The 12494-nt window shown below is 58.7% G+C and carries 9 protein-coding genes and 1 rRNA gene; 2 read left to right on the top strand and 8 right to left on the bottom strand.

The features are described 5' to 3' along the window. Positions 1-43 precede the first annotated feature (43 nt). The 5 genes from pdxT to VQ071_RS25460 all read right to left on the bottom strand — a co-directional run bounded on the left by pdxT (position 44) and on the right by VQ071_RS25460 (position 5527). Entirely contained in the window at positions 44-622 is a 579-nt protein-coding gene (pdxT, locus tag VQ071_RS25480; RefSeq protein WP_340517136.1) for a pyridoxal 5'-phosphate synthase glutaminase subunit PdxT, read from the bottom strand. A gap of 116 nt (positions 623-738) precedes the next feature. Further along, positions 739-1620 (bottom strand): pyridoxal 5'-phosphate synthase lyase subunit PdxS, encoded by an 882-nt coding sequence (pdxS, locus tag VQ071_RS25475; RefSeq protein ID WP_340517134.1) that lies wholly within the window; start codon positions 1618-1620, stop codon positions 739-741. Between the two features lie 87 nt (positions 1621-1707). Continuing rightward, positions 1708-3048, bottom strand: coding sequence for a D-alanyl-D-alanine carboxypeptidase family protein (locus VQ071_RS25470; RefSeq protein ID WP_445293337.1), 1341 nt, complete (start codon positions 3046-3048; stop codon positions 1708-1710). 144 nt (positions 3049-3192) lie between these two features. Further along, a complete protein-coding gene (guaB, locus tag VQ071_RS25465; protein ID WP_340517130.1) occupies positions 3193-4650 on the bottom strand; it encodes an IMP dehydrogenase in 1458 nt (485 codons plus the stop codon). A 136-nt stretch (positions 4651-4786) separates the two neighbouring features. Further along, complete coding sequence (locus tag VQ071_RS25460) at positions 4787-5527, bottom strand: TetR/AcrR family transcriptional regulator C-terminal domain-containing protein (RefSeq protein WP_340517128.1); 741 nt, start codon at positions 5525-5527, stop codon at positions 4787-4789. Positions 5528-5628: 101 nt separating this feature from the next. On the opposite strand from VQ071_RS25460, the gene VQ071_RS25455 reads away from it, so the two are divergent. Beyond that, positions 5629-6309: a DUF6022 family protein gene (locus VQ071_RS25455; protein ID WP_340517126.1), complete on the top strand. Its 681-nt coding sequence runs from the start codon at positions 5629-5631 to the stop codon at positions 6307-6309. A 33-nt stretch (positions 6310-6342) separates the two neighbouring features. On the opposite strand, the gene VQ071_RS25450 is transcribed toward VQ071_RS25455, so the two are convergent. Beyond that, positions 6343-6576 (bottom strand): hypothetical protein, encoded by a 234-nt coding sequence (locus VQ071_RS25450; RefSeq protein WP_340517124.1) that lies wholly within the window; start codon positions 6574-6576, stop codon positions 6343-6345. Between the two features lie 275 nt (positions 6577-6851). Continuing rightward, a complete protein-coding gene (locus VQ071_RS25445) occupies positions 6852-11093 on the bottom strand; it encodes an Ig-like domain-containing protein (protein ID WP_340517122.1) in 4242 nt (1413 codons plus the stop codon). A gap of 20 nt (positions 11094-11113) precedes the next feature. On the opposite strand from VQ071_RS25445, the gene VQ071_RS25440 reads away from it, so the two are divergent. Next, positions 11114-11632 carry a hypothetical protein gene (locus VQ071_RS25440; protein WP_340517120.1) on the top strand — a complete coding sequence of 173 codons (519 nt, stop codon included), beginning with the start codon at positions 11114-11116 and terminating at the stop codon, positions 11630-11632. 735 nt (positions 11633-12367) lie between these two features. Here the strand turns inward: VQ071_RS25440 and rrf are convergent. Beyond that, a 5S ribosomal RNA gene (gene rrf, locus VQ071_RS25435) occupies positions 12368-12484 on the bottom strand. Positions 12485-12494: the final 10 nt, after the last annotated feature.

The raw sequence follows: 12494 nt of genomic DNA, 5'->3' as shown, positions 1-12494 counted from the left end.
TACCTCCTGCCCCCGCTCTCGGGGTGATGTGCGGGCTCTATGCTTATCCTCGGGCGGCCTCGCGCGCCATATCGAGGAACAGGCCGTGCAGACGGTAATCGTCCGTCAGCTCCGGATGGTACGAGGCGGCGAGCAGATGTCCCTGCCTCGCGGTGACGATCTCGTCCTTGTAGACGGACAACACCTCGACGTCCGGACCAACCTCGGTGATGAGCGGCGCACGGATGAATACAGCGCGCAGCGGGGAATCGATGCCCTTGACGGGCAGATCGGTCTCGAAGCTCTCGCGCTGACGGCCGAACGCATTGCGCGCGACCGTCATATCCATCAGCCCCAGATGGGGCTCCTCGTCGCCGCTCAGACGCTCGGCCAGCACGATCAGGCCTGCGCAGGTGCCGAATACCGGCTTGCCTGCCGCGGCGAAGACGCGCACCGCTTCGATGAAGCCGTACTTGCGCATCAGCTTGCCGATCGTCGTGCTCTCGCCGCCGGGGATGATGAGCCCGCCGATCTCCTCCAGCTGCTCGGTCCGCTTGACCGCGACGCCCTCGCCGCCGGCGAGCTCGATGCTGCGGATGTGTTCCGCTACCGCGCCCTGCAGCGCCAGAACTCCGATTTTCATTCGAATCGACCTTCCTTTTTCACTGAGCCTTCGTAAAACCAATCGGGGCGGCCTCGCGGCCGGCAGAAGTGCCGGGGCGAGGCCGCCCGAATCTGTAGCTTAGCCGGCGTCGGCGATTAGATGCCGCGGTCCTGCATGCGCTGGGACAGCTCCAGCTTGGAGATCTCGATGCCCTTCATCGGCGTACCGAGGTTCTTGGAGACGCGGGCGATCAGCTCGTAGTCCTGGTAGTGCGTCGTCGCTTCGACGATCGCGCGGGCGAACTTCTCCGGGCTGTCGGACTTGAAGATGCCGGAGCCGACGAATACGCCGTCGGAGCCCAGGTGCATCATGAGCGCAGCGTCCGAAGGCGTCGCGATGCCGCCGGCGGCGAAGTTGACGACCGGCAGACGGCCCGTCTCATGAACGCCCAGCAGCAGGTCGTACGGTACGCCCAGCGTCTTGGCTTCGTGGTACAGCTCGTCCTTGGACAGGTTCTGAACCTTGCGGATCTGACCCGTGATGAGGCGCATATGACGGACGGCCTCGACGATGTTGCCCGTGCCCGGCTCGCCCTTCGTGCGCAGCATGGACGCGCCCTCCTGGATGCGGCGAAGCGCCTCGCCCAGGTCCTTGGCGCCGCAGACGAATGGCACCGTGAAGTCGGCCTTGCTGATATGGAAGACGTCGTCCGCAGGCGTGAGCACTTCGCTCTCGTCAATGTAGTCGACGCCGAGCGATTCCAGTACCTTGGCCTCTACATAATGGCCGATCCGTGCCTTCGCCATGACGGGAATGCTGACGACCTTCATGACCTCTTCGACGATCGTCGGGTCCGCCATGCGGGCTACGCCGCCGGCCGCCCGAATGTCGGACGGTACGCGCTCGAGCGCCATAACTGCCGTAGCGCCGGCCGCTTCGGCGACCTTTGCCTGCTCGGCGTTCATGACGTCCATGATGACGCCGCCCTTTTGCATCTCTGCCATGCCGCGCTTAACTCTCGATGTGCCTGTCTCCATTTTACCCACGCCTCCAATACATTCTAAGCATTTATTTTACAGGAATGGACTCCGATAGACAACCCGTCCGCTCGGGATTACCGGCGCTCAGAACAGGTTGACGATGCCCTTGAACAGTCCGCTGAAGAAGGCGCCGATCGCGCGCAGCATCAGCTTGAACCAGCCCGCCTTGTTCACGTCCTCCGTCGCGACCAGATCGACGGTGACCGTCTTGTCCTCCTGCGTGACGGGATCCTTGTATGTGTAGGTGGCCTTGCCGACCTTATCCCCTTGCTTCAACGGCGCGACCAGCGGGTCGCTCGTCGGCACGACTTCCTTGAGCTGCGCTTCTACCTTGCTCGTCTTCGGCAGCATGACCGTGACGTCCTGGCCGGTGACGATCTGCACCGACTTTTTGCCGCCCTTCTTGACCTTCAGCGTCTCGTGCTCCGCGATCGCGGTCTTGGGCTGTACAAGCGTCTTCTTCTCGAAGTTGTTGAAGCCGTAGTCGAACAGCTTGGCCGTCTCCAGGAACCGCTTGCCGTCGTTCATGCCGCCGGGGACGCCCATGACGACTGCGATCAGGCGCGTGCCCTTCTGCATCGACGTGCCCGTGAAGCAGTTGCCCGCTCTCGACGTATGGCCCGTCTTGAGGCCGTCGACGCCGGGATAGGCGAACTTCTTGAAGTTCGTCACGCTCTTGTTGGACTCCAGCATCCAGTCCCAGTTGTACATCGGTTCCTTGTCCCGCTCGCGGAACTTGAACGATTGAATCTTCGAGTACTCCAGGAACTCGGGGTAATCCTTCAATATATGATAAGCCAACAGCGCCGAGTCATGCGCGGACATCTCCGTCTCGCCTTCAATCGACTTCGGACGGTAGGCTTCCGGCATATCCGCGCGGTCCAGACCTGTCGAGTTGATGAAGTGGGAGTTGTTCATGCCCAGCTCCTTCGCCGCCTCGTTCATGAGCTTGGCGAATGCTTCCTCCGAGCCTGCGACCGTCTCGGCGAGCTGCGCGGTCGCGTCGTTGGCGGAGCCGACGGCCATCGCGATGTACAGCTCGCGCACCGTATGCTTGTCGCCGACGGCCAGCAAGACGCGGCTGCCGATCTGCTTGGCTGCGTTCTCCTGGATCGTGATCTGCTGCTCCCAGGAGATCTTGCCCTCCTGAATCGCCTTGAACACCAGATATTCCGTCATCATCTTGGTCATGCTGGCAGGCGGCAGCGGGGTGTCCGCATTGTTATCGTACAGCACCTGACCGGTGTCCGCGTCCATCAGGAATGCAGATTTCACATTTAATTGAAGGCCGCTGATATCGTTCCCGGCGGCCGAGGATCGCGGCAGCAGCATCGCTTGCAACAGAGCGGCCAGAAGCAGAACGACAAGTAGCTTGAACATGAGGGCAGTACGCTTCGTATACCGGTTATAAGCTTGATTCAACACGCGGTCTCTCCTTTTTCACAGCTGATTATGAGTCGGACGAGGCCGTGAACTCCGTCTGTTATTGTAACACACCGCATTCAAAGGCAAAAGCCGCAAGGCGGCGATAGACACCCTGCGGCTCTGCTAAAATAACGGTATTTAAGGTTACATCGAGTAATTCGGCGCTTCCTTCGTGATCTGCACGTCATGCGGATGGCTCTCGCGCAGGCCTGCGCCCGTGATCCGGACGAACGCGGTGTCGTTCTTCAGCTCATCGAGCGTCGCCGTGCCGCAGTAGCCCATACCGGAGCGCAGACCGCCCAGCAGCTGATGCAGCGTGTCGCGCAGCGGACCCTTGTACGGCAGGCGGCCTTCGATGCCCTCCGGCACGAGCTTGGAGTCGTCCTCTTGGAAGTAGCGGTCCTTGGAGCCTTCCTTCATCGCGCCGATCGAACCCATACCCCGGTACGACTTGTACCGGCGGCCCTGGTAGATCTCGGACTCGCCCGGGCTCTCCTCGGTGCCGGCGAACAAGCTGCCGAGCATGACCGCGCTCGCGCCCGCCGCGATCGCCTTGGTGATCTCGCCCGAATACTTGATGCCGCCGTCCGCGATGATCGGAATGTTGTACTCCCGCGCGACAGAGGCGCAGTCGTAGATCGCCGTGATCTGCGGCACGCCGATGCCTGCGATGACGCGCGTCGTGCAGATCGAGCCCGGCCCGATGCCGACCTTGACGACCGATGCGCCGGCTTCGATCAGATCGCGCGTCGCTTCGCCCGTCGCCACGTTGCCGGCTACGATCGTCAGCTCGGGGAACCGCTCGCGCAGCTTGCGGACCATCGTCACGATATCGATGTGGTGGCCGTGCGCCGAATCGACCACGAGCACATCCACGCCGGACTTCACGAGCGCATCCGCGCGCTCGAACGTGTCCTTGGATACGCCGACGGCAGCTCCTGCGAGCAGACGCCCATGCTTGTCCTTGGCCGCATTCGGGAACTGGATCGCCTTCTCGATGTCCTTGATGGTGATGAGACCCTTCAGCGTATTGGAATCGTCCACGAGCGGCAGCTTCTCGATCTTGTGCTTCTGCAGCAGCAGCTCGGCCTCCTGCAGCGTCGTGCCTACCGGCGCGGTAACCAGATTCTCGCTGGTCATCACTTCTTTGATCTTGATCGAGTAATCGTGCACGAAGCGCAGGTCGCGGTTCGTCAGAATGCCGACCAGCTTGCCCTCGCCGTCCGTGATCGGCACGCCGGAGATCCGGTACTTGCCCATCAACTCCTCGGCATCGTACACATGATGGTCGGGGGTCAGCGAGAATGGATTCGTGATGACGCCGCTCTCCGAGCGCTTGACGCGATCCACTTCCTCGGCCTGCTGGGCGACCGACATGTTCTTATGAATGATGCCGATGCCGCCCTCGCGAGCGATGGCGATCGCCAGAGCCGATTCCGTGACCGTGTCCATGCCGGCGCTGATCAACGGAATATTCAGCTTCACGGAAGGGCTGAGCGCCGTCTGCACGCTGACGTCCCTCGGCAGGATCGACGACTTGCGGGGGATGAGCAGGACATCGTCGAACGTCAAGCCTTCCTTGGCGAATTTATTTTGCCACACGAACAATTTCCTCCTTTGGAAATGCGATATTTTAACGTTGCCGAAATTGAATTATAGGCAATCTTAGCAGAGGCTCTAGGGGCTGTCAAGGCACAGCGAGGGCCCGTCAAGACCGACAGAGCCTGCAGGTACATATTCAATCCCCGTGCGGCTCCGGCGCCCTTCCTCCGTCGTCCAGACGAGCCTCCAAACCATCCAGCAGCACGCTCAGCCCGAAGTCGAATTCGGCATCCCAATCTACGGCGGTCGTATATGCCGCGAGCCTGACCATATTCGGGTATCGCGCCTCGGACAGCCCCTCGAACCGTTCGCGCTGACGGTGCCCATGCTCGCTTTGACTTAGCGAAGCCGACTGGGCCATCTCCGACAATCGGTTCTCTTCCTCAACATAGCCGTAGATGTAACTTTTAAGCATGGAAGCCAGCCACGGCACCTGCGTATCCCGGAATCCGGCCTCGATCAGCGTCCGAAACAAATATTCGATCTGTGCGAGACGCTCGGGACTCGCCGCCAGGGTGGCATTCATAATCGATACTGCATCCGGATAGCGGCGCAGCGCATGACGGAACTGACCGGCCCATTGCCGAAGCTGCTCGCGCCATGGCCCTCGATTGTCCGGATACCCTACATCGGCGCTGATGCGCTCCGCAAGCCAGTGAAGCAGCTGCTCCTTATCCTTCACGTGATAATAGAGCGCAGATGCCTTCACGCCCAGCGCGTCCGCAATCTTGCGCATGCTCAAGCTCTCCAGACCGCCGTCCCGCAGCAACTGCAGCACGATCGCCTCGATTCGGGACCGGTCGAGCGGCGTATGCAGCGGCTCATGTCCTTCTTGCCCTTCCTCCGTTGCAGCTTGTCGGATTCGCCTTCGTGCCATGATCGTCCTCCGATTTGTTTTGACAATTATATCACAATGTCATAATATAACACTGTTCAATTATAATTTATCACTGTTCAATTAAGCGGAGGTTGATTACTATGACAGCACAGCAGACAGACGCGCTCGTCCGGACACTTAACCGGATATTAGCCGACAGCTGGCAGGAAGTGTGGACACAGCAGCAACATGAGCTCGCGGAGATGTTCGAGAAGTTTGGAGATCGCGCCTACGGTGCCTGGATTCAGAAGTTCATGGCGCCCGTATTTGAGCGTATAGCTGAGGAGGGATATCAGATCAAGGCGGGCTTTAACCGCAGGGACTCGTTGGAAAATTGGGGACCGCCGGAGGAACGGGAGAGGTGCGCCTGGTACGTGATGAAGAATGCGGAGGGGCACCCGCTATGTACGCTGGTGCTGCAGGTGTATCACTCGCATGCCGCTTTTCACATTCCGCGTCCGCCCCGATTGATCGCGCTGGATGTTACGGACCGTCCGGACATCATCCGGGCGCTCTCCCGGGCATCCGTCCGCGTCCGCTGGGATCTCCCGCAGGAGCGCCTGCCGGATGCTCCCCGTCCGGGCAGACCGGCACAGCGCTGGGAATACGCCACCGACATCTCTATCGGAGACTGTACAACGCCCGATGAAGAGGGCCAGCTGTCCAGTTGGCTGCTGGACGAGTCGCTTGCCCATTGGGGACGCTATGGATGGGAGCTGATTCATGTCTCGACAGCAGGGGACAAGATGATCGCATTTTTCAAGCGGCCCACCCACAGTTAAAGCTGGCTGAATCGCCAGTATTCGTCCAATTCATTACTCCACGCCGTCGGTCACGGTGTCGGCAGGAGCGCCGCCGGTATCGTCTTCGTCCGGATTGCTCTCCTTATCCTTGGCGCCTCCGTGATCGGCCAGTGCACCGATATTCCACATCCACTGCTCCGTTTGCAGCTTCGCGCTGGATGTCGAGGCTTGGGCTCCGTTGCCCCAGAACGCCCCTCCCATGCTGATCGCCAGCGCCAGCGTACTTGCCACGATGATCTTAGCCATTTGTTATCCGCCTTCCGGTATTCAATGAGATATTGAGATATTGAGGTATGCTATTATCTTAACCCCGTTATTTGAACTCAATATTAAATCCGACTTAAAAATTCCTGAATATATGCCGCCATTCTCTCTTATACGGATCGTCGCAGACTTCGTTCCGCTGTCATCTATACACCGCATACGGACAAAAGGGGAGGCCGGTTGCCCAATCATTGAGCAGCCGACTTCCCCTATGGCAATTCATCTATTATGTCGTCCAATCCGTCCCGCGACGGGCGTTAAGCCTTCGCTACCACTACGATCGCCTTACCGTCCGCCCCGATGATCCAGGTCCAAAAGAGGCGGTCCACCGGCGCCCAAGTCGTCCCATTCAGCGTTGTCGGTCCGATGAACGTAGAATCGGCCGTACCGGCATACATCTTAAAGACGTTCTCCCCCGGAAAATACGCCGCGAGATCGATCGGCTGATTAATCGTCACGGTGAGCCTGCCGCCGGCCATCAGCGGGGCATTTCGGACGACCAACGAATACTGGCCTGTACCGCCTTTGCCGTCGTCCGCCGTGATCGTGATCGTCGAGACCCCTGCCGATGCGCCGGCGGAGAGCGATATCATGCCGTCGCTCACCGATACCGTCACTGCGCCAGGTACGGAGCCGACCGCGGAGAAGGTCATCGCATCTCCGTCCGGGTCCTCGAACAATTGGCTCAGATCGAATGATCTTGTATTCGTCACCCCGCCCGTCAGGACCTGCTCTGGAATGACGGCGACTACTTCCGGTCTATTGTTCTGCACCCCGGTCACCGTCACCGTGAAGCTCGCGGACTGCGAAGCGCCAGCACCATCCGTTGCCGTCAGCGTAACCTTGGTGGCGCCCGGACTGAGCGCGTGAACCGTCAATTGCGAGCCGCTGACTGCGGCTGTCGCGATAGTCGAATTTTGAGCGACCGCCGTGTATGTCAGCGTATCGCCGTCCGGATCGCTGAATACTGTCGCCAGATTAAGCTTGTAATCGCTCGATCCTATCGCAATTGACTGATCGGATGGTGCGGTATCGACTTTTGGCGGCTGATTCGGCGGCTTGGCCTGGATCGTCACTTCAAGTGCTGCGGTCGCCGTCGCTCCCATGCTGTCCTTCGCCCGGAGCGTGACGGTGCTGGCGCCCTGCGAGAGCGCATGGATCGTCAGCATGCTGCCGCTGACATGAGATACGGCGACCGTCTCATCCGAATCCGTCGCTTCGAAGGTCAGCGCTTGGCCATCGTCGTCTTCGAATACGCCGGACAGATCCAGGACAACGTCCGCGCCTCCGACGGTCAACGTACGGTTCGCCGGCGGATGCGCCGCATACGGCGCTCTGTTCGGCACATCGACGGTGAACGACGCTTGCTCCGAAGCGTTCAGCGGATCCGTCGCGGTCAATGTCACATTTGCCGTGCCAATGCCGACCACGTGGATGACGACTCTGCCGTTGCTCGTCGTCACGGCTGCTACGCCCGCATTGGACGATTGGGCCGTATAGACGAGCGACTGACCGTCGGGGTCGCTGAAGTAATCCGCCGGGTCAAGCTCTTGATCGCCGTCTCCGAGATGAAGTGTCATGTCCTGCGGCTGGCTCGATGCGACCGGCTTGCGATTGACGACTTTCACGTTGAACTTGGATGTATTCTCGGCACCCAGGCTATCCTTTGCCGTCAGCTCAACCTTGATATCTCCCGGCGCCAGGGCGATAATCTTAACCTGTCCGGCCTCGATAGTCGCAGAGGCGATCGCCGGGTCCGACACGGCCACGGTGTACGTGAGCGGCTGTCCTTCCGGATCCGCGAATACAGCCGCCGGGTCCACAATTTGCTCGTCGCCCTTCGTCATCGTCAGATCGGTCTGCGGTGCAATCTCGGACGGCTTCTGATTCGGCACCTCTACCACGAACTTCAGGCTCTCGGTGCCGCCCTGATCGTCCGTCGCCGTGACCGTCAGCTCTGTACTGCCTACGGCTAACGCATGAACGGACAATTGCGGACCTGCCAATGCCGCCGTCGCTATCGATGGGGAGCCGGATTCCACCTCATACGTTAACGGCTGACCGTCCGCGTCGGAGAATAGCTCGGATACGTCCAGCGTATAATCGGCTTTTCCCACATATGCCTGCGCGCCCGCCGGAGCGATGCCCGCCTGCGGCAGGCGATTCGGGACCGTGACCGTAAACGAAGCCGATACTGCGGCGTCATGGACGTCTATTGCCGTAACCTTCACGACGGTTGAGCCCACCTTGAGCGCTTGAACGGACAGCTGCGAGCCGTTCATTGCCACCTTGGCGACAGCCGGATCGGAGCTCTCGGCCGCATACGTCAACGGTTGCTGTTCCGGGTCCGCGAAGTACTCCCCCACATCGAGCGTATACGCGTTTGCTCCGATGAGCAGATTTTGATTCGTCATGACTGATTCAGTCAACGTCGGCGCTTGATTCGGCACCGGATCGACCGTCATCACGAACGTCCTGGTCGACTTGCCGCCTCTCCCGTCGTCGGCCGTTATCGTGATCGGCGTGCTGCCAACCTGAAGAGGCGTCACAGTCAGCTGGTCGCCGGTCAAGACAATTGCGGCTATCGCTTCGTTGTCCGACTCCGCTTGATAGCTGATCGGATCACGCTCCGCATCCGTGAACCATTGGCTTAGGTCCAGTACAAGATCACCCGTCGTCAGCGCCTTGCGTTGATCCGCCAGTTCTGAGGCCACAGGCGCGGTATTAACGGTCGCGGTGAACGTAGTCGTCACCTTTTTGCCCAGACCGTCGTCCACTGCGATCACGATTCTCGAGGTTCCGGATTTAAGAGGCGTGAGCGTCAGCAGACCGTTCGCGTCGACTGCCGCTTTTACAGTAGTGGCGGGGGTCGATGCCACCGTATAATGAAGCTTAGTTTGCTCGTCATCCCTGAAGTAAGGGACGAGATTGATTGTCGTGGACCCGTCCGCGAGCTGGAGCAGCGTGCCTGGCAGCTCCGTAACGATATAAGGAGCCGTATTCACGGGCGGAGATGTCGTGGCGCCTGTCACCGTAGAAGCAGGTACGCCCGAACCCAGTATGACCGAATTTACGTTCAATGACGGCGTTGCCGTGACTTGAGCCGACGATACATTCACTTCCAGCCGATTGACCGTACCCGAATTGTTTAAGAGGACAGGCGCCGACGTCTGCACCGCGAGCGTACCGATAACCGCATTGCCGACGATCGTCATCGGCTGCGAGCCCGACAGCGTCAAGTTGCCCAGGTTGCCCTGGACCTCGATCTGTGTCGCGTTGCCGGTGACGTATACTTGAGATACATCCGCCGTCATGCTTCCCACGATCGTAGCATTAGACATGACGTTCATCTGTTCAATCTTCGTCGTTCCTGTCGCTTCGACCCGGACATCCGACTTATTGATATCGACCGTCGGCAGCGTCGAGTTCTCGAAGACGACCGTGTTGCTGTCTCCCCCCAGCACGTTCGTCCGCCCGTCCACTTGAAGGTCCAGACCGTAGAAGTCGTTTTCAAGCTGCTTGCCGATCGTGAAGTTCTTTTTAACCTTGAGATCTCTAATGCTGATATAGTCAGCCTCGACCGCCACATCGCCTTCCACAGTGGCGCCTCCGCCGTCGAGCATCAGATTTCCGCTGAACTCTTTTTCATTCGAAGCGGCCGGTTGACCGCTTGCGCGCAGCGTCAACGAAGTCACCCGCGTGATCATATCGCCTTCGGTCTCAACAGTAATGGCCGCATTTTTCAAGACGGCGGCATTTTCCGGTTTAATAAGTGCCGCAGCATCTGCCGACAGCCTGTAGCGTATTCCGTTCACCCGGGCTTGTCCCTCGCCGACATCCGACAGCGTACTCGTACGGGCTACCGGATAAAAATTGTTCAGCAGCATCCCGGCGACTTCCTGCCGCTTGACCGTGGCAGACGGTTCGAACTTGCCGCCAGTCACCTTTATATTGTTGAGCCTCACCGACTCGCTGACATAGGGCTTCGCCCAATTGCTCACCGCTGCCCAATCCGACAGGCCCGGATTTTCCACAGCATTGCCCTCCGGCTGGACGCCGGCCGCGCGAAGCAGCAGGGCAGCCATTTCCTGCCGCGTCAATAACCCTTTAGGCATAAACCGGCCTTTGCCATCTCCCTGCATGATGCCTGCCGAGCTTACGGCAGTGATGGCTTTGGCCGCCCAGCCATCCGGATCCACATCTTTATAGCGTTTAGTCGATTCGTCCAACGGCAGATCCAATGCACGCTGAATGATCACTGCAAGCTCTTGACGCGTCAGACTCGCATTCGGACGGAAGTTGCCCAGCATATCCCCCTGCAGCAGGCCCTTGTCTACCGCCTCATCTATAGCCTCTTTCACAGGCTCCGACAAGCCTGTCAGATCTTTAAAGCTTGCGTTTGCTTTTGGACCATTCGCAGTCGCTGCATAGCCATGCGTCGGGGCCGTTGCCATCAGCAGCGCCGCCCCAGCCACATACAGCGCCCATTGCTTTTTCATGTTCATGAACTCCTTCTAAGATGCAAGAGAATAAAATCGATGTTCGCAAAGGGTTTGTTGCCTCCTTCTCATTTTCGACAATTTTCTTTACATTCCTTTGGTATCGGACAGTATTTAGAGATTTTCAACTCATTATTGATACTGCTATTCTTTTTGAAACTTACAGGGTGTATAAACAAAAAAACCACCCTCCGAAGAAGGTGTCACCTCCCAATGCTTCACCTCCAGGCGCCGGAGCTGACCGGCCGAGTTCTAGACAAACAACCGGAAAAACCTGCAAATATGCAGGCTTTAGAAGCGCCGGTGGACATCGCACCCCAAAACCTGCAACAGTGCAGGCTTTAACTGGACGCAATGAACCCCCACCCTCAGGCGCCGGAGCTGAGCGGCATAGTTCTAGACAAACAACCGGAAAAACCCGCAAATATGCAGGCTTTAGACACGCCGGTGGACATCGCATCCCAAAACCTGCAAATCTGCAGGCTTTAGACACGCCGCCGGTCCATACACCCCAAAACCTGCAAATATGCAGGCTTTAGACACGCCGCCGACCCATACACCCCAAAACCTGCAAATATGCAGGCTTTAGGGCCGGCAGGCTACTGTTATTCGCGCTGCGCGCCTAAAAGGATGCACAATTGCAGGCTTTTGCTCCAAAACTGTGCATCTCGGTCGAAAAAGATGTATGGATGCAGGCTTTAGGTGGACGGGCGCAATGAACCCGATCTCTAAGCGCCGGAGCTGACCGGCCTAGCCCCAGACAAATAACCGTAAAGCCTGCAACAGTGCAGGCTTTAACTGGACGCAATGAACCCCCACCCTCAGGCGCCGGAGCTGAGCGGCCTAGTTCTAGACAAACAACCGTAAAACCTGCAAAAGTGCAGGCTTTAGAAGCGCCGGTGGACATCGCATCCCAAAACCTGCAAATATACAGGCTTTAGCCACGCCGCCGGTCCATACACCCCAAAGCCTGCATATTTGCAGGTTTTGGGGCCGAAAGGCTACTGCTATTCGCGCCGCGCGCCTAAAAGGATGCATAATTGCAGGCATTTGCTCCAAAACCGTGCATTTCGGCCGAAAAAGATGTATGGATGCAGGCTTTAGGTTAATGGGCGCAATGAACCCGATCTCCAGGCGCCGGAGCTGACCGGCCTAGCCCCAGACAACAACCAGAAAACCTGCAAAGAATGCAGGCTTTAACTGGACGCACTGAACCCCGAATTGCACAAAAAAACCACCCTCCGAAGAAGGTGGTTCTCTTTGTGCTGCTATTGGCCTGGCGACGTCCTACTCTCCCAGGACCCTGCGGTCCAAGTACCATCGGCGCTGGAGGGCTTAACGGTCGTGTTCGAGATGGGTACGCGTGGGACCCCTCCGCCATTACCACCAGACCTACTGTTT

Origin of the sequence: Cohnella sp. 56, assembly GCF_037963805.1 — a bacterium.
GTDB lineage: Bacteria > Bacillota > Bacilli > Paenibacillales > Paenibacillaceae > Cohnella.
Note: the sequence above shows the minus strand (reverse complement) of the source record. Positions and strands in the feature narration are given on the sequence as shown.